Here is a 22699-nt window from a genome sequence, read left to right as displayed (position 1 = left end):
CGGCCGCGTCACCCCCTCGCGACGGTTGATTCTGCAATCCTTTGCATATTTACCTTGTTCTGTAACCGCAAAAACTACGGGTGCAGGCCGCGAATCAGGTGAACTACGCAGCGGCTTTGGGAGAGGACCGGCAAGGATTTGCCGGGTATGAAGCGTGCTCAACGAAACAGGTTAATTCGCGTCGAAGGATTCGTGGCATGATAGAGCCTTCGCACCCCCGGCCCCCGGGCTCGCCATCGGCCGAACGCGTCCATCCGCGCGAACAGGTCGAGATGATGGCCCGCTTCCGCCGCGGTATCGCCAGCAGCATGGTGCTGCTCAAGGACCTCACCCCCTGGGGGGCAAGGGTCGAGGGCGTGGGGGCGCTCGAGCCCGACGAGGTCATCGCGCTGTCGCTGCCGGGATGCCGTCCCTCTCTCGCCTTCGTCGCCTGGGCGAACGCCCATTGCGCCGGCCTCGAATTCATCGAGCCGCTGGATGACGATCTCTTCGTCGACCTGGTCGCGCGCTATGGCCTCAGCGGCGGCAAGCTGGCCTCGGCCGCCGCCTGATTCACGTCACCGCCGGTTCGAGCAGCCGGATCGTCCCGGCATCCGCGTCGATCTCGGCCAGCGCGCCCACCGGCAGGCTGACCTGGCCCGCGACGTGCCCGATCATCGCCCCCTGGAACGCCGGCACGCCAAGCGCGGCCAGCCGCTGGTCGAGCACTTCGTAGACGGTGAAGTTGGCGTAGCCGCCGTCCGGATTCTCGCAATGCGTGCACTGCCCGAAGACCACGCCCGCCACCCTGCCGAGGACCCCCGCCAGCGCGAGCTGGGTCAGCATCCGGTCGATCCGGTATTCGGACTCGTTGGTTTCCTCCAGGAACAGGATCGCGCCCGCGAAGTCCGGCAGCCAGGGGGTTCCCACCAGTGCCGTGAGCACCGCGAGGTTGCCGCCCAGCAGTCGCCCGCGCGCCTTGCCGCCATGGAAAGTCTTCACCGGCGAAACTCGTCCGCCCAGGTTCGGACCGGCATAGGCGGCGACCGAGTACGTCGGCATCGCTCCTTCGAACGCCACCTGCCGGAACGAGTCCCACGCCGCCGGTGGCCACGAGGCGGCGGCGTTCGGCCCGTGGATCGAAACCACCCCCGCGCGCGCCAGCGCCAGGCAAAGCGCCGTGTTGTCGCTAAATCCGGCGAAGAGCTTGGGCTTGCGCGCGATCGTCGCGAAGTCGAGGTAGGGCAGCAGCCGCGCCGAGCCCCAGCCGCCGCGCACCGCCATCAGGCCGCGCACGCCGTCGTCGGCGAACATCGCCATGAGGTCTTTCGCGCGCACTTCGTCGGAGCCGGCAAGATAGCCCTCGCGCGTCGTGAGATGGGGCGCGAAGCGCGGCTCCAGGCCCATCGCACGCACCGTCGCGGCGATCTCGTCGAGGCCGAAACGGTCGGCGATGAAGCCCGCCGGCGCCACCAGCCCGAGCACATCGCCGTTGCGCAGGCGCCCAGGCCGCACCATATTCGCGGGAACCGGCGCCGGCGCCGCGCGAGCGAGAGCCGCCAGGCTCGACACCGCGCAGAGCCCGCCGCCCATCTGCAACAGCGCGCTCCTGCGCGTCAGGGCCGCGGTCGTGAGTTTCCCGATCATCATCGCCGTGAGCCTATAGCCTGTTCGCATCCGTGCAACCGGATGCGCGTTTATCTCTGCTCGACGCCGCAAGCGCGCCGGGCCATGGAGTTCCAATGACCGAAGAAGAAGACAAAGATCTCACCCAGCGCCGTTTCTACAAGGCCGAACAGGAGGCGGGTTTCGCCGAACAGCAGGCCGACACGATCCAGACCGGGCACCCCGCATACCAGCTCGCCTTCCGCGACACCGACTTCCTCCTGCGGGACGAACTGCGCCCGGTGCGCTTCCAGCTCGAGCTGCTCAAGCCGGAGATGCTGCTGGAGGAAGCCAACATCGGCTCCACTCTGGTCATGTACGGCTCCGCGCGCATCCCCTCGCCAGACAAGGCGGACGCGCTGATCCAGGCCGCCGCCACCGACTACCAGAAGAAAGTCGCCGGCCGCCTTGCCGACAAGGCCAAGTACTACGACGAGGCCCGCAAGCTCGCCCGCCTCGCCAGCCAGGCCGCGGTCGTCGAGAAGGGCATGCGCCAGTTCGTGGTGTGCTCGGGCGGCGGTCCCTCGATCATGGAAGCGGCCAATCGCGGCGCGGCCGAAGTGGGCGCGGAATCGCTGGGACTCAACATCGTCCTGCCGCACGAACAGGCCCCCAACCGCTACGTCACGCCGCGCCTCTCGTTCCAGTTCCACTACTTCGCGTTGCGCAAGATGCACTTCCTGCTGCGCGCCCGCGCGGTGGCGGTGTTCCCCGGCGGCTTCGGCACGTTCGACGAGTTCTTCGAACTGCTGACGCTGATCCAGACCGGCAAGATGAAGCCGATCCCCATCCTGCTCTACGGCCGCGAGTTCTGGGAACGCGTGATCGACTTCGAGGCGCTGGCCGAGGAAGGCACCATCAACCCGGCCGATCTCGACCTGTTCCGCTGGTGCGAGACGGCCGAAGAAGGCTGGGAGCACGTCAGCCGGTCTACGACCTGGACGTGAGCTGAGGTAGCCCACCGGCAGCCCTTCGGGCTGCCACCTTGCCATTACTTCGCTACCGTGAGGAACGGGCGGCAGATTCCAACAATCTGGCGCAAGCGACCGCATGACGCCCGATCGCTCTATGATAGGAGCAATGGCCGTTCCTGCGATGCCCTCCCTGGCGAAGACGCCCGTGCCCGCGGGCGAGGCCGCATCGCCGCGTCCTCGCGCCGCCACCCGTGGCGAAGGCTCCTTCTCCGCCGCGCTCGGCAGGGTCGAGGCGGATGCCTCGCCCGCCCCCAAGTCCGATAGTGTGCCCGACGTGAAGGATGCGACCGTTGCGGACCCGGGCGCGTCCGAAGCGCCGGCGCCGAGCCCAGCCGCCCCGGCAACCGACGCCGCCCAGCCCGACGACGCCGTCCCCCTGCCCCCGTTGGCGCAAGTCCCTTCGCAAGTCCCCCTGCCGCAAGGGAACGCCCCGACCGCGCCCGTGTCCAAGGACGCCGTTTCCGCCGAGGAAAGCGGCAGGCCCGCGCCTGCGAAGCGCAAGGCCGCCTCCGCCGCCCCACCACCGGCACTGCAGACCGCAACCACACCGCCGCCGCCCGCCTCGCCCATCGTGCAGCCGCCCCCCGCCGGCGCCTCGCCCGAAAACCCCGCCCAAGCCGCGAGCGAGCCGGCGACCCACGGGCGCCCCCTTGCGGCAGCGCCTGCGGACTTCGCCGCCGGCAGCGATGCCGCACCGGCGCAATCCGTCCCCGAAGCGCGCCTCTCCGCCCCGCTGTTCACCCAGACCCTGGAGGCGGCGACGAGCCGCCCGGTCGCCACGGGCGCGGCATCGCCCTATGCCGCGCAAGCCGGGGACAACACCGTATCGGTGCGCGAGGGCCGCTTCGGTGCCGACATCGGCGTCACCATCGCCCGCGCCCTCGACAATGGCGCAGACGGCGCGAAAGGCGACCTGCTGATCCGCCTCGACCCGCGCCACATGGGCCGGGTCGACGTGCGCCTGTCGTTCGAGCACGACGGCATGCTGCGCGCGGTTGTCTCCGCCGACAGCCCCGCCGCGCTCGACCTGCTGCGCCGCGAAAGCGCCGATCTCGGCCGCGCGCTCACTGACGCGGGCGTGCGGGCGGACGCGCAGTCCCTCCGCTTCGACGGCGGCGGCAGCGGCGGCGCAGGGAGCCAGGCACGGCAGGGTCAGCGCGGGCAGGCGCCCGGTACGAACCTCGATTTCGCCGGCAACGGCAGCGACGATCCCATCCACAGGCCGCTCAGGAGCAGCGGCCATGTCGACCTCATGGCATAAGGCAGCGCGAACATGACGACGGTTACCGACACCGCCTCGACCAGGAGCACCACGACCACCACCGGCACCGCGGCAGCCTCCACTTCCGGGCTGCTGACGGACTACAACCTGTTCCTCAAGCTGCTGACCACGCAGATGACGAACCAGGACCCGCTCGATCCGATGGACACCTCGGAATATACCGCGCAGCTCGTGCAGTATTCGCAGGTGGAGCAGTCGATCCAGCAGACCGGCGCGCTCGGGGATATTCTCAGCCAGATGCTGTCGCAGCAGATGGCGCAAGCATCGAGCTACATCGGCCGCGAGGCCCGCTTCGATTCGCCCGTGGCGGGCCTCGCCGTCGACACCCCCGCACGCTGGACCTACTATGTCGACGGTACGCCCGGGACCATCACCGCCACCGTCAAGGACGCGCTGGGCGGCACCGTCGCGACCGTCGATCTCGAGCCCGATGCGCAGGGGTCCTACCAGTGGGACGGCACCCAGTCGGACGGGACCAAGGCCCCGGCGGGCGCCTATACCCTCTCGATCGTGGCGAAGGATGCGACCGGGGCGAGCCTGGACACCACCATCAACTCGATCGGGGTGGTGGACGACGTCGTGACCGACGGCAGCAGCATCCTGCTGGGCGTGAACGGCATCCGCCTGTCGGCTTCCGGCCTCGTCGCGCTCGCGGCTCCGGAAGACTGACGAAGCTTGCCGGCATCGCGGGCCCGACTTGCGATGCCGACGGGCCGAGCGAACCGGAAGACCGCTTGCGGACTATCCGAGATCGATCATGTCGCTGGGTTCGCGCGCCGCGCGCGCGGCGGGCGCCCGGGTATCGACCGGATGCAGCGCGGTATCCAGCCTGCTGCAGCCAGGCAGCCGCTCGGGCAAGGCCAGCACCATCAGGCAATCGGCGATCGAAGGATCTTCGAGCGGGCCGATGAGGTCTTCGACCTCGTCCTGGCTCAGCTCCGCCTGGCTGAGGCAGCGCAATGCCGCCGCCTGCCAGAGCTGGGCTGCGGAATCGACCCGCAGCTTGAGCGAAAACCAGTATTCCTGCTGCACCCCCGAAGGCCGGACATTGCCGCTGTCCAGACCCCAACGTGAATCTTTCGCCATCGTGCTCTCAAAGTACTTCAGACCGCATCGTACAGTCCATGCCCCCGGACCCGAGAGGTGATCGCCCCCGTATCGCCTATGGTGAACTGCCCATTCATCAATCGGACGACACTCTTTTCTCTATACGAGGCCTGCGCTTAGAAAAGACGAGGCGCTAAACAATGCGTTGATAACAACCGCACCCGTCGCATCCGCCGCGTCCGGCGACTGGCGAAAAAAAGAAAGGCCGGGACGACGGATCGTCCCGGCCTTTCCGAAATTCCCGTCCGGCAAGCCGGAAGGGCCTCTCGATCTTTCCGCTTACTGGAAGAGCGAGAGAAGCGTCTGCGGTGCCTGGTTGGCGATCGACAGGGCCTGCACGCCCAGCTGCTGCTGGACCTGGAGGGCCTGAAGGTTCGCGGACTCCTTGGCGAGGTCGGCGTCGACGAGATTGCCGATGCCGCTCGTCACCACGTCGGTCAGGTTGCTGTTGAAGGTCAGCTGCCCTTCGATCTGGCGCGAACCCGCGCCAAGATCGCTGAGGCTGGTCTTCACCGCGTCGAAGAACGTGTCGAGGTCGTCGGAAAGGTCCGAAGCGGCCGTCGCGGCAGTCGCGGAATCGGTTCCCGCGAGCGCTTCGATAGCCGTGTCGGTTCCCGAAGCCCCGAACGCCGTGGTCGCCAGCGAGGTAAAGCCCTGGTTGGCGATCGTGAGCGTGTCATCGCCCGAGATCGACTGCAGGGCGCTCACTTCGCCGTCGGTGGTCCCGCCATCCTTCAACAGGTTGGTGCCGTTGAAATCCGAACCATCGATGATCGTGTTGATCTGCTTCTTGAGCGAGACCAGATCCTTCGAGATTGCGGTGCGGCTTTCGACGTCCAGACCGGCGTCCGATGCCTCGAGGGTCTTCGACTTCATCTGGTTGACGAGGTCGGAGATCTGTTCGGCACCGGCAACGGCGACGTCCGTGACGCTCTTGGCGTTGTTGAGCGAGCTGGTGACAGCGTTCAACTTGCCGAGGTCGCCGCGAAGCGTCTGGGCCGAGGTGTACTTCGCCGAGTCGTCCTTCGTGGACGCCACGTTCAGACCCGTGGTGATACGGCTCTGGGTGGTTTCCATCGAACGGTTGGTGGCATTGAGGCTCTGGAGAGCGGCCATGGCACCAGCATTGGTGTTTACCGAAAACGCCATTTCAAGTTTCCCTTCTAGGTCACAGGCCGATTCTGCGGCCTGACGGCAGGAAACGCTGCCGTCCGTGCAGTCCCGAAATAGACGGGTGCAGGATTATTCTAGGAGGGCTTAGGGCGCGGCGGTCGGTTCCCATAAAATTTGCCTTGGAGAAGCGAGTATTCACCCACGTCGCCTTGCCGTCGTCCTCGTTCAGAACGGGAACAGCGCGTCGTAGATCTGCTGGCCCCAGCGCGCCTGCTGGGCGTCGGTGAGCTGACCGCGACCGCCGTAGCTGATGCGCGCTTCGGCAATCTGGCTGTGGCGGATCGAGTTGTCGCGGGCGATGTCTTCGGGGCGGATCACGCCCGAGACTACCAGTTCGCGCAGCTCGAAGTTGACGCGCACTTCCTGCTTGCCGCGGATCGCCAGGTTGCCGTTGGGCAGCACGCCCGTCACCGTGGCGGCGACGGTCATGTTGATCTGTTCCGACCGCGAGGTGTTGCCCGCGCCCACCGCGCTCGATTTGGAACTGGTGCTGGCGAGGTTGGCGGGATCGGGGTTGCCCGGGAGGACCTTGGCGATCTGGCTCTCCAGCCCGAGCAGCGCCGCGATGCCGCCCGCCTCGCTGCCGTTGCGGGTGCGGGTAGTGGTATTGTCGACCCGCGCGTTGTCGGCGATGTTGATGCGGATGGTGACGATGTCGCCCACCCGCGAGGCGCGCTGGTCTCGGAAGAAGGCACCGCCGCCGGTACGGAACAGCGAGGCCCCGCGCGCCGCGTCCTCGGTCTTGGGATCGCCGCCGTCGGGCGCGCGGCCGGCAACGGAATGGTTGCCGAGCGAGGGTTCCAGGCGCGGCGCCACCGGCTCGCCCGCCTCGGACAGCTTCGGCGCCTTGCCCACGTTCTTGAGACGGCCGACCGAGCCGCAGCCCGCCAGCAGCGAGGCCGAGGCAAGGAGGCACAGGAGGGAGGCGGAACGAAGCTTCATGGCGCGGGGGAGTCCTTCACTGCGCTGCGAGGCGCACTTCGCCGGGGGCCGTGGCGACCCCTTCGAGCGTGCGATTGGTGGCAAGGGCGAGCACGCGGACCGGCTCTCCCTTGCCGGCATCGGCGAGCGCACGGCCCGCCGAGGTAATCTTCAGCGCGCCCGAGACGAGCGAGATCGTGACCGTCTCCCCCCGCCGCACGACGCGCGCCGCCGCCAGGTCCCCGGCGCGCACCGGAGCGCCTGCGTTGAGCCGGCGGGTGGCCTCGCGCCCCGCCGCCTCGGCCGGGCTGAGCGCGTTGCGGGCGATGGCGGGCAGGATGCGCGCGGTCTCGAAATCGGCCTTCGAGAGCACCTCGCCCCGCTCCACCGTGCGGGTAAGCACGGGCGCGGCCTCGGTGGCGGGCCCGGTTGCCGGTGCCGCCGCGGGTGCGGCCGCGAGCAGCAGGGGGGCGAGGAAGGCGATCATCGCGTTCAGACGGTCTGGGTCGAGGTCTGGAGCATCTCGTCGGCGGTCTTGAGCACGCGGCTGTTCATCTCGTAGGCGCGCTGTGCGGTTATCAGCGAGGTGATCTCGGATACCGGGTTCACGTTCGAAGCCTCGATGAAGCCCTGGCTCAGGGTGCCGAACGCGGGCTCGCCGGGGGTCGAGACGCTGGGCTGCCCCGAAGCGCCGGTCTCGATGAACAGGCTGGAGCCGATCGCCTCCAGCCCCGCCTCGTTGATGAAGGTCGCGAGTTCGAGCTGGCCGACGGTCTGCATTTCCGCCTGGCCCGCCAGCTTCACCTGCACTTCACCGGTCTTCGACACGGTGACGCTGAGCGCGCCCTGCGGGATCGTGATGTCGGGCTGCACACGGTAGCCGTCGGTCGTCACCAGTTCCCCCTGGTCGGAAAGCTGGAACGAGCCGGCGCGGGTATAGGCGATGTCGCCGGTGGGCAGCGCGACCTGGAAGTAGCCGGGGCCGTCGATGGCCAGGTCGTAGGCATTGCCGGTGCTGGTCAGCGCGCCCTGCTCGGTGATGCGATAGACGCCACCGGTCTTCACGCCCGCGCCGATCTGGATGCCCGAGGGCACCTTGGTGCCGTCCGCGCTGGTCGCCGCGCCGGGGCGCGAGACCTGCTGGTAGAGGAGGTCCTGGAACTCCGCGCGCTGGCGCTTGAAGCCGGTGGTGTTCATGTTGGCGATGTTGTTCGAGATGACGTCGACGTTGGTCTGCTGAGCAAGCATCCCGGTCGAGGCGATGGAGAGCGAACGCATGATGGCTCCTTCATGAAAGTGGGCGTGCTGGCGCGGAGGGGTTTAGAGGGGCAGGCAACCACCAAGTGGCGGCATCGTGCTCATCCCAGCTTGCTCAGGCGGTCGATGGCGCGGCGGCGCATGTCGGCAAGGTCGGACGAAAGGCGCTGGCTGGTCTGGTAGGAGCGCAGGATCTCGACCATGTGGGTGGTCTCGGAGATCGGCTCGACGTTCGACGCCTCGACGCCGCCGCTCCGTAGCCTGGTCTGCGCCGCCGTCATGAGCTGGCCGCCGGTGCCCGTCAGCATGCCATCGCCCCGCGCCTCCAGCATGTTCTCGTCGGCGAAGCTGGTGACGGCAAGACGGCCCACCGTCTCCTCGCCCGCCATGACCGAGCCGTCGGGGGTGATCGTCACGCTCGCCAGCGGGTCGGTGGGGACGGTGATCGGCCGGCCGTTCTCGTCGAGCAGGGGCTGGCCGCCCGAAGTCGCCAGTTCCCCGCTCTCCAGCACCTTGACGAAGCCGGCGCGGGTATAGCCGACCGAGCCGTCTGCCATCTGCACGTTGAGGTAGCCCGGTCCTTCGATCATCACGTCGAGCGGGTTGCCGGTGGCCTGGAAGGCGCCTTGCGCGATGTCGTGCACGGCGCCGTAGTCGAGCACGAAGGAGGTCTTGCGCGCGTCCTGAACCGGGGCGTCCTGTGCGTTCTCGACATATTCGTGGAACAGCGCCTGCTCGCGCTTGTAGCCGGTGGTGGAGACGTTCGCCATGTTGTTCGCCGCTACGTCGAGCTGGCGGCGCAGGGCCTGCTCGTGGCTCAGCAGCACGAAGGAGGAGACGTCCATGGCGGCACCTTCACGAAAAAGTTCGGTATAATCCGGCGCGAAGGGGCTCGGGCCGGATAACAATCCTATATATAGGAATGAAATCGCACGCGCGGATGCACGGGTGCATTTTAAGGGGGGTCCTTGCGTGTCCAGCGACGAAGTGAGCGATGGCGTGCCGGTCGATGAGGCCGGTGCGCAGAAAACGGGCGGGAAAGGCCGCCTGATCGCGATCGCCGTCGTTGTGGTCGGGATGCTCGCGGGCGCCGGCGGGGTGTACTGGTACACGCAGTCCGGGAAACCCGACCACGCCGAGGAGAAGCGGGCCGAGGCGGAAGATCCGGCCGCCGAAGGCGGCGCCGAGGGCGAAGCCGCCGACCCGTCCGCCTCCTATATCGAAGTTCCGCCGATGATGGTGAACTTGCGCGGCGGCGGCGCCCAGGCGAAGTTCGTCAAGCTGCGCTTCGTCATCGTCGCGGCCGACGGCAAGGTCGACGCGGTCAAGGCACGCCTGCCGGTGGTCCTCGACGCGCTGCAGCCTTTCGTGCGCGAACTGCGGCCCGACGATCTCGATGGCGCGGCCGCCGTCTTCCGCATCAAGGAGGAGATGATGCGCCGCTCCACCGAGGCGCTGGGCAAGGGCATGGTGCGCGACGTGCTGATCCAGGACCTGATCCAGCAATGAGCGGTGAGCGCGACGATCCCCTGAATCCGGAGCCCCTGAATCCGGAGCCTCTCAGGCCCGAGACCATCCGCCTCGCCGCGGTGGACGGCGAGCCGGTGCCGCGCCGGGGACTCAAGGCCGTGCTCGAATCCAACGTCATCAACCACGAGCGGCTGCCGATGCTCGAGGTGGTGTGCGAGCGCATGGTGCGCACGTTCGCCACCTCGATGCGCAATCTGACGTCGGACGCGATCGACGTGAACCTCGACGCGATCACCTCGGTGCGTTTCGGCGATTTCATGGACAACATGCCACTGCCCGCGCTTTTCGGCGTGTTCCAGGTCAAGCCCTGGGAGAGCTACGGCGTGGTCTCGGTCGACGCCGGGCTGATCTACGCCACCGTCGATGCGCTGCTCGGCGGGCGCGGCGGCGCGCGCACGCTGCCGCCCGAGGGCCGCACGTTCACCACCATCGAGATGAACCTGGTCAGCCGCGTGGTGCAGATGGCGCTCGACGACCTGGCCATCGCCTTCGAGGAAATCGCCGCCATCACGATGGGGCTCGAGCGCATGGAAACGAGCCCGCGCTTCGCCGCCATCGCCGAGCCGAGCAATGCCGCCGCCGTCGCCACCTACCACGTCAACATGGAAGGGCGCGGCGGGGCTTTCTCGATCCTGCTGCCCTATGCCACGATCGAGCCGGTGCGCGACAAGCTGCTGCAGCGCTTCATGGGTGAGAAGCTGGGCCGCGACCACATTTGGGCCGCGCACATGGCCAGCGAACTCTACAATACCGAAGTGACGGTGGACGTCGTGCTGGGCGAGAAGATGATGTCCCTGCGCGACGTACGCGACCTCAAGGTCGGGCAGACCATCGCGCTCAGCCACACTCCGGAAGACGCGCTGCAGATTCAGTGTGGCGGCGTGCCGCTCGGTCGCGCGCACATCGGCCAGCGCTCCAGCAACATCGCCATCCGCATGGCTACCGACATGTCCAAGGGATATCCGAAATGAACATTGGGTTTTCTGTGGCCTCCGCGATCAACCTCGCCCTCGTGGTGCTGTGCCTGGGCGTGCTGGTGCAGAGCGTGCGACTGGACCGGCGCATCCGGGCCCTTCGCGACAACAACCTGGGCGAGGCGGTGTTCAGGCTCGACCGCGCGACCCAGCAGGCCCGCCTCGTGCTGGACGACCTGCGGTTCGTCCTGGCCAACGACGTGACGGCGCGGTCGGAAGGGGCCGCCGCGGCCGAAGCGATGCGCGACGAGCTGGCGATGATGGTCGATATCGGCAATTCGGTAGCCGAGCGCATCTCCGAAGCGGCGAGCCAGGCACAAGCCGCGGAAGTGGCGGCCAGAACGCGCGCGACAAGGGCCGGGCTCGAAGCCCAGGCGGAGCGGGCAGGCGAGGATCTCGCGCCTGCCCCAGCCCCTACCCTCGCCCCTGCCCCTGCCCTCGCGTCCGCCCGGACGACGGAACTGAGCAGCCGGGTGTTCGATATCCTGTCGGCCCATGTGCCCCGCGATACCTCGCGTGGCAGTGCGGTGGCGTGAGCGTCCCGGCATGAGCGTTCTCAAGGCCCTGACGCGCCCGACGCGGCTGCTGCTGGGCGTGGCGGCGACGGCGGCCATCGCCAACGCCATCGCCCTGGCGGCCGCGCCCCAGATCGCCGGAACCGGAACTGGCGAGACGAGCCGCCTCGGCGCCTCGCTCCAGGATGCGACCGCCCGGCGCGACCGCACTGCCGCCGCCGATCGCCGCAAGCTGGAGATGCGCGAACAGGCCGTACGCGCGGGCGAGGCGCGTCTGGCGGGCCAGATGAAGCAACAGCAGGCCGATGCCGCCGCCACGCCCTCCGGCGCCACCGCGTCCGGCACACCGGGCGCGGCGGGTGCGCAAGTGCCCTACGACAACCTCGCTCGCATCTACCAGACGATGAAACCCAACCGCGCCGGGCCGATCTTCGAGAAGCTCGACATCGAAGTACAGAAGGAGGTCGCCACCCGCATGCGCGAGCGCGCGACGGCGCAGATCATGGCCAACATGTCGCCCGGCGCGGCGGTGGAGCTGTCGATGGCGCTTGCCGGCCGCAAGGTGATCCGAAATCCGGCAGGCGGAGCCGCCCGGGCGCGCCCCTGATCGCTCCGCTTCGGCACATCGCGGGGCCCATTTGATCACATCGCAGGACCTTCGTGTCCCGATTCGGGATCATGAATGTCACGTCGACACGGGCCAACATGGGCCACGCGCTATCGCACGCTGGTGGATAACTACGTTATAGGATTGTTGGTTCCGTAATTATAGGAATAGATTCCGTCCCAGTGGTCGCGGCGCAAGGGGTGCCATGGGCCACGGGGGTCCGCCATGTCCAAGATCACTGCCGCCCTGGAGTCCGCAGTCGCGACGGTCCGGGCCAACACGCCGCCGGAAGGCGAGGTCCAGTCGCGGCGGCAGCGCGCCTGCGTCGACCAGGCATTCGCGCGTATCCTCAAGCTGATCGCGCCGCGCATCCGTCATTTCATCCGGCAATACGGTCTCGCCGGGCACTGGGACGACGCCGAGCAGTGCTGCGCCATCGCCGTCCACCGGGCGATCCAGAGCTACGAGCCCGAAAAGGCGCAGTTCACCACGTTCGTGAACTGGCAGATCCGCGGCGAGCTGCAGAGCCTGCGCTTCCGCGTCATGACCGACCAACGCCCGTCCGCCCGCAAGGTCGAGGCGACCACCGTTTCGCTCGACGCGATCACCGGCGGCGAGGATGGCGAAGGCCTCTCGATCCTGGCGGCGATCGCCGACGAGGACGCCCTCGACCGCACCGAGGCGGGGGCATCCGAATATCTCGCCCGCTCGGCGATGAACGCGCTGACCGAGAGCTACGTCGAGCACTTGCGCCATTCCGGCCTCGAACGCATCCGTCGCCGTGCCCAGCCGCGCAAGCCGACCCGCTCCGAGCGGATGGCCGAAGCGCCGCCCGCGCGGCGTCCCGGTCGAACGCCGCTCGACCCGGCGCAAGTGGCGGAGCTGGAGGAGCGGCTCGAACACAACCGGCAGGTCGTGGAAGGCCGCCTGTTCGAGATCGCCCCCCTGGACTTGGGCGAGGACGACACCGGCCAGGTGCGCGAACGGGTCCGCCAGGTCGCCAAGCGTGCCGCCAAGGCCATGGGCGATCTTGCCGTGATCGACCCCCGCTTCGCGCTCATGGCCGAGTATCGCGAGGCGATGCTGGCCCACTGAACGCTGGGCTGCCGCCCCCTTTTGCGTCGTTGCGGGCGAAGCGAGGCAATCCGGCGCGTTCCGCACGGCCGCCGGGTTGCTTCGCTTCGCTCGCAACGAAGGGGATCGTGGACAGGCCGCAGATTGCGACGAGCGACCAGGCGTCGCTCGCAAGTCCTGCCGCGTTTCCGGCATCGGGGAAGTTCGAGGCCCCCGCAACGATCAGGCCGGGGCCACGCCCGCAGCGGGGCCGTTCTCGTTCGCCAGCCCGTCGATCACCGCGCGGTTAACGGCGATCAGCTCGTCGATCGTATCGCGCCCGGTGATGACCAGCGAGGTATACTTGTCCACCCACAGCCCGAGCGAGACGATGCCCGCGCGCAGTTCGGCAGGCAAGCCGTTTTCTGGGGACTGGCACAAGTTGCGGAAGATCGTCCAGGCCTGCCGGTTGCGGTGCAGGGCCGGGGCGAGCTTGATGCCCGACAGGCCGGCATCGCGCGCGGCGATCATCTCGCCGGTGATCTCGCTCATCAGCTGGTACTCGGTACTTCGGGGCGTGGCGGCGACCTTCTGGGCGCGAACATAGGCATTGACGGACATCGGGGCTCCGGCATCTGGAGGACGCCACCACCATATAGGATGAAAGCGAGGGAAGCGGTCGCGGGCCGGACGGCGCGGCGAAAAATGTCGTCGCCGGCACCGCACGGGCCCGGAACGTCCTATAACGAGGAGGTCTGTCTCGAAGAGACCGAAGCACCGGCTTCCCGCGTGCCCACCATTTTGCGGACCCCCTTTGCATGCTGAACATCGTCGGCCTCGTCGTCATCCTGCTGTGCGTCTTCGGCAGCTTCCTGATGTCGGGCGGCAACATGGCGGTCATCTTCCATGCCCTCCCGCACGAGATGCTGGCGATCGCGGGCGCGGCGCTGGGCGCCTTCGTGCTCGGCAATTCGGTAACGACGCTGAAGAAGGCCTGGTCCGGCGTGCTGCGCGTGTTCAAGGGCAGCCGCTGGAAGGAGGCCGACTTCCGCGACCTCCTGGCGCTGCTCTACACGCTGCTGGCGACGTTCCGCAAAGGCGGCGCCAACGCCATCGAGCCGCACCTCGACGCGCCGGCCGAAAGCCCGATCTTCTCGCGCTATCCGGGCCTGCTCAAGGACCACGAGCTGATCGAGTTCATCTGCGACTATTTGCGCATGATGACCGTCAACTTCGAGGACCCGCACCAGCTTGCCGAGGCGATGGAGGGCGACATGGAGCGCCACCACGAAGAGGAACTGGCCCCCCAGCACGCGATCCAGATGATGGCCGACGGCCTCCCCGCCATCGGCATCGTCGCCGCCGTGCTGGGCGTCATCAAGACGATGGGCTCGATCGACCAGCCGACCGAAGTGCTGGGCGCGATGATCGGCGGCGCGCTGGTCGGCACGTTCCTGGGCGTGCTGCTGGCCTACTGCCTCGTCGGGCCGATCGCGCAGAAGCTGCAGCAGATCATCGACGCCGACTTCAAGCCCTTCCTGATCGTCAAGACCGCCATCGTCGGCCATGCGCAGGAACAGCCCACCGAAGTCGCCATCGAACTGGCGCGTCGCATGACGCCCTCGCCCTACGCGCCCAGCTTCCAGCAGATGGAAGCGGCGCTGGAGGTGGTGAAGGAACAGCTCAATGCCGCTCCGGCCTGATCGGAAAGCGGTCTAGCCATGGCCACCAAGAACAGCGACCAGCGCCCGATCGTCATCCGCAAGGTCCGCAAGAAAGGCCACGCGGCACATCACGGCGGCGCCTGGAAGGTCGCCTATGCAGACTTCGTGACCGCGATGATGGCCTTCTTCATGCTGCTGTGGCTGCTGGCCAACCCGGACGACGTGCAGCTCAAGGGGCTGGCCGAATACTTCACGCCCGAGACCCAGAAGTCGAACCCCTCGACCACCCTGACCGACCAGCCCGGCGCCCAGCCGGGAACGGGCGGGCACGGGCGCAACAACCAGTCGGCCGACAGCGAGGCCCACGGCCAGCCCGCCGCCGAGGCGGGGACCGAGGGCGTGGCGCGCGGCGGCACGGCGAACGTGCCCGAGGCCGCTCTCAGGGTCATGGCCCAGGAAATGCGCGTGGAACTGGAGCCGCCGCTGGATTCGGACGGCGGCAGGAAGAACATCGACGTGCGGCCCAGCCGCGAGGGCATGCGCATCCACCTCGTCGACAGCCCGCAACGCTCGATGTTCAAGGGCAGCACCGCGCAGCTCAACGACTTCGCCAAGGCCATGCTGGCGCGCGCCGCGCACAAGCTGGCCGGGGTCGACGCCCGGATCGCCATCGAGGGCCACACCGACGGCAGCGGCGGCGACAGCGAGGCGAACTGGACCCTATCGGCCCAGCGCGCCCTCGCGGCACGCTCGGCAATGGTCGCGGCGGGGCTGCCGGCGGACCACTTCTCCGAAATCGTGGCCAAGGCGGGCACCGAGCCGGTCTACCCCGACCAGCCCGACCGCCCGGAAAACCGGCGCATCACCATCGTCGTCATGGCGCAGGCCGGCGCCCTGCCCCACGACGCCAGCTTCAAGTTCTGACGACATGATAAAGCGTATCGCGATCGGATTGGCGGCGGTCCTGGCGGGCCTCGGCATCGGCGGGGCGGGCGCCTGGGGCGCCGCGCACTTCCTGCCGCAACTCGTCGGCGCCCATGCCCGGCCGGCCCCGGTCGAGACCGAGTTCGTGCCGGTGGGCGAGGTCCTCGCCCCCCTCGTCTCCGCGGACGGGCGGCTGTCGGGCTACGTCACTTTCGAGTGCCAGCTCGAAGTCCCCAAGGGATCGGGCGAACAGGTTGGCGCCAAGCTGCCCCTGCTTCTCAACGCGGTGAACCTGCGCACGTACCGCACCCCGCTAGCCAGCGGGCCGGACGGGCTCGTGCCGGGCCTCGACGCCTTTCGCAAGGTGGTGATGGAGGCCGCTGCGGAAGTCTACGGCAAGGGCGCGGTGCGCTCGGTCGCGGTGACGCGGGCCTCGCCGTCCTAGCCGTCCTGCTTCGCGGCGTCCCGCATCGCGAGGTATGCCGTCTCGCGGGCCTGCGGCGCCAGCGACTGGAGATATCTGCTCGCCTCCTTGTAGGTCAGGAACGCTATGCCATCGACGACAAGAGGGACGGTGCGGCCGTTGTAGATACGGCGCAGCAGGCGCCGTTGCGGCCTGCCCGGCCAGGGTTCGTCGTCTTCGGTCATGGCTCTGCTCTGTGACCCCAATCGAAGGGCCAGGCAATCCTCCCTGTTCCAAAGGAACGGGGAGGACTTGCTGCGCAGGTCAGCCCGGTCCGCCGAAACTCTTCACCAGCGAACCGGCGACCAGCGCCCAACCGTCCACCAGCACGAAGAAGATGATCTTCATCGGCAGCGAGATCGTCGCCGGCGGCAGCATCATCATGCCCATCGCCATCAGCACCGCGGCGACGGCCAGGTCGATCACCAGGAACGGCAGCAACAGCAAGAACCCGATCTCGAAGGCGCGGCGCAGTTCGGAGATCATGAACGCGGGCATCAGCGTGGTCATCGGCAGCTCCGCACGAGTGCGCGGGACTTTGCCGGAAAGGCGCACGAACAGCTTCACGTCGTCGTCGCGCACCTGCTTGAGCATGAAGGCGTGGAATGGCCGGCTCGCCCGGTCGAGCGCCTGCGCCTCGGTGATCTGGCCGGCGTTGTAGGGCACCATGCCCTGCTTCCACGCCGCGTCGAACGTCGGCGCCATCACGAAGAAGCTGAGGAACAGCGCCAGCGAGATGACGATCGGGTTGGGCGGCACGCCCTGCACGCCCAACCCCGAGCGCAGCAGCGAGAGCGCCACGACGATGCGGGTGAACGAGGTGATCGTCATCAGGATGCCAGGCGCGAGGCTCAGCACCGTCAGGATCATGACGAGCTGGAGGACGCGGCTCGTCATCCCGCCGCCGGCGCCGGCCGCACCTGCCAATGCCGCCGCCTCCTGCGCCATCGCGGCGACCGGCAGGGCGAGCGCCAGTGCCGCGCCGGCCAGGGCGGCAAGCTTGAGCGCGGGTCCGTTCAGGCGGGATATGGCTTGGCGGAAACGGGGTAGCTCGGCCTCGACCGGCAGCATCGCGGGCATCAGTGGAAGCCCCCGGCATCCTGCTGGTTGTCCTGTGCGAACCATACCTCTGGCAGCACCGGGATCTTCGACGCGAAGGATACGCCCTCTGGCGCCACCACCGCCGCCCCCGACGCCCCCGACGCCGCCGACGCCGCAGCCGGCTTCGGCACAGCCACGCTGCTGTCGAGCACGACCACGCCTTCCGGCCCGATCATCACGCTGAACTCGGTATCGTCGCGGCGCAACAGGACGACCGAGCGGCGCTGGTCGATGGCCAGTCGCTCGACCACCTGCAGGCGCCGTTCCGGCCCGGCCGTGCCGAGCCGTTCCAGCCACTTGCGCGGCAGGGTCAGGTCATAGCGCCGCACGCACCATAGCGCGCCGGCAAGGCCACCGAGAACGATGCCGAGCGCACCCAGCATGCGCAGGAGCGACCATGCGTCCACCCCTCAGCGCTCCCGCTCGACCACCCGGGTGATCTCCAGCGACATGGCATCGCCGTTGACCAGGATGCGACCCTCGGCGACGAGGCGATCGTTGACGTAGACGCGCGTGGGATCGTCCTGCCCGCAGTCGAGCGGAATCATCGCGCCGCGGCTCATCTTGAGGACCTGGCGGATCGGAATGCTCGTCGATCCGAGCACGATCGAGAGGTCGATGGGGATGCCTTCGAGGACGGACACGCGCGTCTCCTTTCAAGGCAAGTTATAGGAAATTAATTATAGGAACGATCCGCCACTAGGAAAATATTGCCTATAAGGATGAGCAGGGGCCCCGCCGCACGGTGGTCGGGCATTTTTGCGGGCAGGAGCGTTTCTCTTGGCGGAACTGGGCAATGCAATCGACGTCTCGGCCTCGGGCCTGAGGGCGCAGGCGCTGCGCATGCGGGTGATCGCGGAAAACCTTGCCAATTCGGACTCGGTGGCGACCACGCCCGAGGGCGATCCCTATCGCCGCCGCGTCGCCACGTTCGCCGCCGAAGTCGACCGCGCCAGCGGCGCGACGCAAGTGGCGGTGAAATCGATCGAGGCCGACAAGAGCGCCTTTGGCCGCGTCTACCAGCCCGGCAACCCGGCAGCGGATGCGGCGGGCTACGTCGAGCAGCCCAACGTCAATCCGCTGATCGAGGCGGCGGACATGAAGGCGGCGCAGCGCTCCTACGAGGCCAACCTCAACGCCATCGAATCCGCGCGCGGCATGACCATGCGCACCATCGACCTGCTGAAGTAAGGACCCCGCGATGTCGATCGGAGCACTCGACGCGGCTTCGGCCTATGGCCGGGCGATGCGGGGGACCTCGCCGCTTGCGGGCGGCGCGCAAGGCATCGCCGGGGCCGGAGCACCCGCCGGCGGCAGCGCCGGGCTGACGGGCGGCCCCATCGGGCCGGGCCTTGCGAGCGGCATTTCGGGCGGCCTCGCCGGAGGGCTCGCGCCCGCCGCGACCGATGGCACCAGCTTCGGCGGCATGATCGAATCGATGGTCTCGCAGACCGCCGGCTCGCTGCGCAATGCCGAGACCCAGAGCGTGAAGCAGATCGGCGGCAAGGGCGATCTCATCGACGTCGCCACCGCCATCGGCGCCGCCGAAACCGCCCTCGACACCGTGGTCGCGGTGCGCGACCGGGTGGTCTCGGCCTATTCCGAAATCATGCGGATGCAGATCTAGGCCGGGTGTCGTCCGCATGACCCCAGACCAGGCCATCGAGATCGCGCGCGCAGCGCTGATGCTGATGCTGACCATCGCCGGCCCCATGCTGATCGCCGCGCTGATCGTCGGCGTCGTCATCGGGCTGTTGCAGGCGCTGACGCAAGTGCAGGAAATGACGCTGACTTTCGTGCCCAAGCTGCTGGTGCTGGGCGTGGTGATGCTGCTCAGCCTGCCGATGATCGGCCATGCGCTGGGCGCCTTCATGGACCGCATCGCAGACGTCATCGTCTCGGGCTGAAGCGATGGACGCGGTCGACCTGGCAACGCTGCTGAGGCTGCCGATCGATACGGCGACCTTCCTGATCCTGTTCTGCCGCGTGGGCGCGGTAATCATGCTGCTGCCCGCGTTTTCCGAGGAATCGGTGCCCCCCCAGATCCGCCTGGTCATGGCGCTGGCCTTCACTTTCGGCATGTATGGCATGCTCGAGGGGCGGGTCGCGCCAGCACTGCATTCGGATATCTCGCTGCCGTTGCTGGTGATGGGCGAAGTCATGGTCGGCCTTGCCATCGGCATGGTGGTGCGCATCCTGTTCAGTGCAGCCGCCATCGCCGGGGCCATCGCCGCGCAGCAAGTGGGGCTGTCCTCCGCGCTCGTCGTCGATCCGGCGATGGGCGGGCAGGCGCCGCTGCTCTCGCGGCTGATCGGCCTGGCTGCCGTGGTGACGTGCATGGGTGCGGGGGTCCACCACTTGTGGATCGCGTCGATCTTCGGCTCCTACGCCACGTTCCCGGTGGGCGGGCTGCCTCCGGCGGCCGACTTCGCACATCTGGCCGTCTCGGTGACGGGGCAGGCGCTGGCGCTGGGCGTGAGCCTGGCGGCGCCGCTGATCCTCTACGGCATGCTGTTCAACCTTGGCCTCGGGCTGGCGGCGCGGGTGGCGCCCGCGATCCAGGTGTTCTTCATCGCGCAGCCGCTCAACCTGTTGCTTGGCCTGTCGGTGCTGGCGATGTGCCTGGGCGCGATGCTGACCGCGTTCGCCGCCGCGATGACCACCTTCATGCAGGACGGGTGGAAGCTCTAGCATGGCCGAAGCCGACAACGACCAGCGCACTCACGAGGCGACGCCCAAGAAGCTCGACGACGCGCGCAAACGCGGCGAAGTGCCGATGGCGCCGGAAGTGCGCCACGCGACGATGATGGCCGGCGCGCTGGCGGTCACCGGATGGCTGGGCCTCTCCGCGTTGCACGGCCTGGGCACCATGCTCAAGCGCCTGTGGGGCAGCGCCGAGGACTTCACCCTCGACCCCGAGGGCGCGCAGAACCTCGCCACGGGGGTCGCCGGCCATGCGGCGCTGTCACTGTTGCCGATCTTCGCGGTGCTGCTGGCCACCGCGATCGCCACCGTGTTCCTGCAGGGCCGTGCCACGCTGAACTGGTCGAGGGTCAGCCCCAAGTGGTCGAAGCTTTCGCCCGCCGCGGGCCTCAAGCGCCTGTTCGGAACGCGCGCGCTGGTCGAGTTCGCCAAGACGCTGGCTAAGATCGGCGCCATCGGCATCGTCGTGTGGATGGTGCTGGCGCCGGGGCTCGACGGGGTGGACGGGCTGGTTGGGCGCTCCCCCGGTGCGGTGGGCGCGGCGGCGGCGGGGCTTGCCTTCGAGGCCTTGCGCGCGGTGGTGCTGCTGGTCGCCGCGCTGGCCCTGTTCGACTTCCTCTACCAGCGCCGCGCCTTCCTCAAGCGCATGCGCATGACGCTGCAGGAACTGAGGGACGAGCATCGGCAGAGCGACGGCGATCCCAAGATCAAGGCCAAGATCCGCCAGATCCAGGCCCAGCGCGCACGTGGGCGGATGATGGCGGCGGTGCCCGGCGCCAGCGTGATCGTCACCAACCCGACGCACTACGCGGTGGCGCTCAAGTACGAACACGGCGTCACCGCCGCGCCGACGGTGGTGGCCAAGGGCCTCGACGCGATGGCCTTGCGCATCCGCGAAGTCGCCGCCGAGGCGGGCGTGCCGGTCGTCGAGAGCCCTCCCCTCGCCCGCGCTCTCCACGCGGCGGTCGAGATCGATCACCCGATCCCGCTCGAGCACTACGCCGCCGTGGCGGAGATCATCGGCTACGTGATGCGCCTCGCACGCGAAGGGCGGAAGTAGCGCCCTACTTGTGGACGGCCTTGTGCTGGAGCGAGGGGGCGGCGGCATCGGCGGAGGCCGCGCTCGTCAGGTCTTCGTGGCACCACTTCATGAGGCGCGTGAAGGACGGGCTGCCCGCAAAGGCCACCTCCCCGCCGTCGTAGAAGAACGATGCCGACCCCACGTGGTCTGCGGTCTTCACGCGCCCGTAGTAGATCTTGCCATCGCCGGCACACTGCTCGACGGACTCGAACTCGGCCGACCGGCCATCGACGAGACCGCTACGGACCGCGTCCTCGATTTCGTTCTTGCACGCTGCCAGGCTAGCCATGGCTCCAAGCAGAAGCGCTGCGATAACCATGGATCTCATCGTTGCTCTCCTGCCCGGCGCCATGCCATATGCAATGATTAACTATTTGATTGATCGCAGGAAATAATCAGGATCGACGTCCGGATGGAGAGAGGGGGATTTGCACCACGCCAGCTCGCGAGGCCGGTCGCCGGCGTCTCCCACCATTCCCCTGGTCTTCGCTTCCGAACGCGCGCATCCGAGGCGATCCGCCATCGTGGCGCCGCGAAACGGAAGGGCGCAAGAAATCCGCACGCAGGCGCCGGAGGGCGCGTGGATCATCCTATAATGGCGCTGATGCCACGGCTTTCGCTCCTGCCCCTGCTTGCCGCCCTTGCCGCGTTGACCGTCGCGTTGCTCGCCCCCGCGAGCGCGATCGCCGGGCCGCAGCCACGCATCAAGGACATCGTCGACGTCGAGAACGTGCGCACCAACCAGCTCGTCGGCTATGGCCTGGTGGTCGGCCTGCAAGGCACCGGCGACCGCATCCGCAACGTTCCCTTCACCGAAGAAACGCTGCAGGCGATGCTCGAGCGCATGGGCGTCAACATCCGCGGCACCCAGATGCTGACCCAGAACGTCGCGGCGGTGACGGTGACGGCGACGATGCCGCCCTTCGCCCGCGCCGGGTCGACGGTGGACGTCCAGGTCTCCGCGCTGGGCGATGCCACCAGCCTCCAGGGCGGCATCCTGCTGGTCTCCTCGCTGCGCGCGCTCGACGGTGAGATCTACGCGGTGGCGCAAGGTCCGGTCGCGGTCTCCGGTTTCAAGGCTCAGGGCGCGGCGGCCAAGCTGAGCCGAGGCGTCCTCACCACCGCGCGCATCGCCGGCGGCGCCATCGTCGAGCGCGAGGTCGCCTACGACCTGCGCACGGCGCACAGCCTGAAACTGGCGCTCAAGAACCCCGATTTCACCACCGCCCGCCAGATCGCCGCCACCATCAACCGCGAGGCACCCGGCTCCGCCGAAGTGCTCGACCCCGGTACCGTGGAACTGCGCCCCTACGGCAGCGCATCGATCATCGACCTCGTGACCCGGATCGAGAACCTGGCCGTCCAGGTCGACCAGGCCGCGCGGATCGTCATCAACGAAGCGGCGGGCACCGTGGTCATGGGCGCGGACGTACGCGTCAGCCCGGTCGCCATCGCGCAAGGGGGCCTCACCATCAGCGTCACCGAGACGCCGGTCGTCTCGCAGCCCTCGGCGCTGTCGGGCGGGCAGACCACCGTGGTACCGCGCACCTCGATCCAGGCGGACGACGGCAGCGGCGCCTCGCTGGCGGTGCTCAACAGCGGCACTTCGCTCCAGACGCTGGTCGCCGGGCTCAATTCGCTGGGCGTGAGCCCGCGCGATCTCATCACCATCCTCCAGGCGCTGCGCACGGCAGGCGCGCTGCAGGCCGAAATAGCGGTGCAGTAA

General features: G+C 68.2%; 31 protein-coding genes. 18 read left to right on the top strand and 13 right to left on the bottom strand.

Annotated elements, in window-relative coordinates:
* Nucleotides 1–197: 197 nt before the first annotated feature.
* Nucleotides 198–551, top strand: coding sequence for a hypothetical protein (locus tag ACFFDA_RS23200; RefSeq protein WP_404479631.1), 354 nt, complete (start codon nt 198–200; stop codon nt 549–551).
* A gap of 1 nt (nt 552) precedes the next feature.
* Here ACFFDA_RS23200 and ACFFDA_RS23195 read toward each other — a convergent pair whose 3' ends face one another.
* Nucleotides 553–1629, bottom strand: a complete 1077-nt coding sequence (locus tag ACFFDA_RS23195; RefSeq protein ID WP_404479630.1) for an LD-carboxypeptidase — start codon at nt 1627–1629, stop codon at nt 553–555.
* A gap of 92 nt (nt 1630–1721) precedes the next feature.
* On the opposite strand from ACFFDA_RS23195, the gene ACFFDA_RS23190 reads away from it, so the two are divergent.
* The 3 genes from ACFFDA_RS23190 (at nt 1722) to ACFFDA_RS23180 (ending at nt 4569) form a co-directional block, all read left to right on the top strand.
* The gene (locus tag ACFFDA_RS23190) at nt 1722–2591 is read left to right on the top strand and encodes an LOG family protein (RefSeq protein ID WP_404479629.1); all 870 of its coding nucleotides are present in this window, start codon (nt 1722–1724) and stop codon (nt 2589–2591) included.
* Nucleotides 2592–2724: 133 nt separating this feature from the next.
* The gene (locus ACFFDA_RS23185) at nt 2725–3879 is read left to right on the top strand and encodes a flagellar hook-length control protein FliK (RefSeq protein WP_404479628.1); all 1155 of its coding nucleotides are present in this window, start codon (nt 2725–2727) and stop codon (nt 3877–3879) included.
* Nucleotides 3880–3891: 12 nt separating this feature from the next.
* A complete protein-coding gene (locus tag ACFFDA_RS23180) occupies nt 3892–4569 on the top strand; it encodes a flagellar hook assembly protein FlgD (RefSeq protein ID WP_404479627.1) in 678 nt (225 codons plus the stop codon).
* Nucleotides 4570–4641: 72 nt separating this feature from the next.
* Here the strand turns inward: ACFFDA_RS23180 and ACFFDA_RS23175 are convergent, their stop codons facing one another.
* The 6 genes from ACFFDA_RS23175 to ACFFDA_RS23150 all read right to left on the bottom strand — a co-directional run bounded on the left by ACFFDA_RS23175 (nt 4642) and on the right by ACFFDA_RS23150 (nt 9203).
* Entirely contained in the window at nt 4642–4986 is a 345-nt protein-coding gene (locus ACFFDA_RS23175) for a hypothetical protein (RefSeq protein WP_404479626.1), read from the bottom strand.
* A 300-nt stretch (nt 4987–5286) separates the two neighbouring features.
* Nucleotides 5287–6156: a flagellin gene (locus ACFFDA_RS23170; protein ID WP_404479625.1), complete on the bottom strand. Its 870-nt coding sequence runs from the start codon at nt 6154–6156 to the stop codon at nt 5287–5289.
* A gap of 189 nt (nt 6157–6345) precedes the next feature.
* A complete protein-coding gene (gene flgH, locus ACFFDA_RS23165) occupies nt 6346–7122 on the bottom strand; it encodes a flagellar basal body L-ring protein FlgH (RefSeq protein WP_404479624.1) in 777 nt (258 codons plus the stop codon).
* A gap of 16 nt (nt 7123–7138) precedes the next feature.
* Nucleotides 7139–7588 carry a flagellar basal body P-ring formation chaperone FlgA gene (gene flgA / locus ACFFDA_RS23160; RefSeq protein ID WP_404479623.1) on the bottom strand — a complete coding sequence of 150 codons (450 nt, stop codon included), beginning with the start codon at nt 7586–7588 and terminating at the stop codon, nt 7139–7141.
* Nucleotides 7589–7593: 5 nt separating this feature from the next.
* Entirely contained in the window at nt 7594–8379 is a 786-nt protein-coding gene (gene flgG, locus ACFFDA_RS23155; RefSeq protein WP_404479622.1) for a flagellar basal-body rod protein FlgG, read from the bottom strand.
* An 80-nt stretch (nt 8380–8459) separates the two neighbouring features.
* Nucleotides 8460–9203, bottom strand: coding sequence for a flagellar hook-basal body complex protein (locus ACFFDA_RS23150; RefSeq protein ID WP_404479621.1), 744 nt, complete (start codon nt 9201–9203; stop codon nt 8460–8462).
* 127 nt (nt 9204–9330) lie between these two features.
* Here ACFFDA_RS23150 and ACFFDA_RS23145 point away from each other — a divergent pair, with 127 nt between their 5' ends.
* The 5 genes from ACFFDA_RS23145 (at nt 9331) to ACFFDA_RS23125 (ending at nt 13079) form a co-directional block, all read left to right on the top strand.
* Nucleotides 9331–9867, top strand: coding sequence for a flagellar basal body-associated FliL family protein (locus ACFFDA_RS23145; protein ID WP_404479620.1), 537 nt, complete (start codon nt 9331–9333; stop codon nt 9865–9867).
* The gene (fliM, locus tag ACFFDA_RS23140; RefSeq protein WP_404479619.1) at nt 9864–10859 is read left to right on the top strand and encodes a flagellar motor switch protein FliM; all 996 of its coding nucleotides are present in this window, start codon (nt 9864–9866) and stop codon (nt 10857–10859) included. The genes ACFFDA_RS23145 and fliM overlap by 4 nt, the downstream gene beginning before the upstream one ends.
* A complete protein-coding gene (locus ACFFDA_RS23135; protein WP_404479618.1) occupies nt 10856–11398 on the top strand; it encodes a hypothetical protein in 543 nt (180 codons plus the stop codon). The genes fliM and ACFFDA_RS23135 overlap by 4 nt, the downstream gene beginning before the upstream one ends.
* Before the next feature lie 10 nt (nt 11399–11408).
* Nucleotides 11409–11984 (top strand): MotE family protein, encoded by a 576-nt coding sequence (locus ACFFDA_RS23130; RefSeq protein WP_404479617.1) that lies wholly within the window; start codon nt 11409–11411, stop codon nt 11982–11984.
* A gap of 225 nt (nt 11985–12209) precedes the next feature.
* Nucleotides 12210–13079 carry a sigma-70 family RNA polymerase sigma factor gene (locus ACFFDA_RS23125; RefSeq protein ID WP_404479616.1) on the top strand — a complete coding sequence of 290 codons (870 nt, stop codon included), beginning with the start codon at nt 12210–12212 and terminating at the stop codon, nt 13077–13079.
* Between the two features lie 201 nt (nt 13080–13280).
* Here ACFFDA_RS23125 and flaF read toward each other — a convergent pair whose 3' ends face one another.
* Entirely contained in the window at nt 13281–13658 is a 378-nt protein-coding gene (gene flaF / locus ACFFDA_RS23120) for a flagellar biosynthesis regulator FlaF (protein ID WP_404479615.1), read from the bottom strand.
* A 197-nt stretch (nt 13659–13855) separates the two neighbouring features.
* Between flaF and motA the strand changes: the two genes are divergently transcribed.
* From motA to ACFFDA_RS23105, 3 genes are read left to right on the top strand one after another with little or no spacing between them, the layout of a single operon-like run.
* Nucleotides 13856–14740 (top strand): flagellar motor stator protein MotA, encoded by an 885-nt coding sequence (motA, locus tag ACFFDA_RS23115; RefSeq protein ID WP_404479614.1) that lies wholly within the window; start codon nt 13856–13858, stop codon nt 14738–14740.
* An 18-nt stretch (nt 14741–14758) separates the two neighbouring features.
* Nucleotides 14759–15625 (top strand): flagellar motor protein MotB, encoded by an 867-nt coding sequence (locus ACFFDA_RS23110; RefSeq protein ID WP_404479613.1) that lies wholly within the window; start codon nt 14759–14761, stop codon nt 15623–15625.
* Between the two features lie 4 nt (nt 15626–15629).
* Nucleotides 15630–16070, top strand: a complete 441-nt coding sequence (locus ACFFDA_RS23105; RefSeq protein ID WP_404479612.1) for a hypothetical protein — start codon at nt 15630–15632, stop codon at nt 16068–16070.
* Here the strand turns inward: ACFFDA_RS23105 and ACFFDA_RS23100 are convergent.
* The 4 genes from ACFFDA_RS23100 to ACFFDA_RS23085 form a co-directional block, all read right to left on the bottom strand.
* Nucleotides 16067–16273 (bottom strand): hypothetical protein, encoded by a 207-nt coding sequence (locus ACFFDA_RS23100; protein WP_404479611.1) that lies wholly within the window; start codon nt 16271–16273, stop codon nt 16067–16069. The two genes, ACFFDA_RS23105 and ACFFDA_RS23100, sit on opposite strands and share 4 nt — an antisense overlap.
* A gap of 79 nt (nt 16274–16352) precedes the next feature.
* Nucleotides 16353–17036 carry a flagellar type III secretion system pore protein FliP gene (gene fliP, locus ACFFDA_RS23095; protein WP_404482846.1) on the bottom strand — a complete coding sequence of 228 codons (684 nt, stop codon included), beginning with the start codon at nt 17034–17036 and terminating at the stop codon, nt 16353–16355.
* Nucleotides 17037–17167: 131 nt separating this feature from the next.
* Complete coding sequence (locus ACFFDA_RS23090) at nt 17168–17596, bottom strand: FliO/MopB family protein (RefSeq protein WP_404479610.1); 429 nt, start codon at nt 17594–17596, stop codon at nt 17168–17170.
* Between the two features lie 3 nt (nt 17597–17599).
* Nucleotides 17600–17833, bottom strand: coding sequence for a FliM/FliN family flagellar motor switch protein (locus ACFFDA_RS23085; protein ID WP_404479609.1), 234 nt, complete (start codon nt 17831–17833; stop codon nt 17600–17602).
* Nucleotides 17834–17969: 136 nt separating this feature from the next.
* On the opposite strand from ACFFDA_RS23085, the gene flgC reads away from it, so the two are divergent.
* Genes flgC through flhB form a run of 5 tightly spaced genes read left to right on the top strand, consistent with a single transcriptional unit; the run spans nt 17970 to nt 20952 of the window.
* Nucleotides 17970–18380, top strand: coding sequence for a flagellar basal body rod protein FlgC (flgC, locus tag ACFFDA_RS23080; protein ID WP_404479608.1), 411 nt, complete (start codon nt 17970–17972; stop codon nt 18378–18380).
* Between the two features lie 10 nt (nt 18381–18390).
* Nucleotides 18391–18816, top strand: a complete 426-nt coding sequence (locus tag ACFFDA_RS23075; protein ID WP_404479607.1) for a flagellar hook-basal body complex protein FliE — start codon at nt 18391–18393, stop codon at nt 18814–18816.
* Nucleotides 18817–18832: 16 nt separating this feature from the next.
* Complete coding sequence (locus tag ACFFDA_RS23070) at nt 18833–19096, top strand: flagellar biosynthetic protein FliQ (protein ID WP_404479606.1); 264 nt, start codon at nt 18833–18835, stop codon at nt 19094–19096.
* A 4-nt stretch (nt 19097–19100) separates the two neighbouring features.
* Nucleotides 19101–19880 carry a flagellar biosynthetic protein FliR gene (gene fliR, locus ACFFDA_RS23065; protein WP_404479605.1) on the top strand — a complete coding sequence of 260 codons (780 nt, stop codon included), beginning with the start codon at nt 19101–19103 and terminating at the stop codon, nt 19878–19880.
* 1 nt (nt 19881) lies between these two features.
* Complete coding sequence (flhB, locus tag ACFFDA_RS23060) at nt 19882–20952, top strand: flagellar biosynthesis protein FlhB (protein ID WP_404479604.1); 1071 nt, start codon at nt 19882–19884, stop codon at nt 20950–20952.
* Nucleotides 20953–20956: 4 nt separating this feature from the next.
* On the opposite strand, the gene ACFFDA_RS23055 is transcribed toward flhB, so the two are convergent.
* The gene (locus tag ACFFDA_RS23055; protein ID WP_404479603.1) at nt 20957–21301 is read right to left on the bottom strand and encodes a hypothetical protein; all 345 of its coding nucleotides are present in this window, start codon (nt 21299–21301) and stop codon (nt 20957–20959) included.
* A 267-nt stretch (nt 21302–21568) separates the two neighbouring features.
* On the opposite strand from ACFFDA_RS23055, the gene ACFFDA_RS23050 reads away from it, so the two are divergent.
* Nucleotides 21569–22699: a flagellar basal body P-ring protein FlgI gene (locus ACFFDA_RS23050; RefSeq protein WP_404479602.1), complete on the top strand. Its 1131-nt coding sequence runs from the start codon at nt 21569–21571 to the stop codon at nt 22697–22699.

It is taken from the genome of Novosphingobium sp. BL-52-GroH, from assembly GCF_044813085.1.
Taxonomy (GTDB): domain Bacteria; phylum Pseudomonadota; class Alphaproteobacteria; order Sphingomonadales; family Sphingomonadaceae; genus Novosphingobium.
Note: the sequence above shows the minus strand (reverse complement) of the source record. Positions and strands in the feature narration are given on the sequence as shown.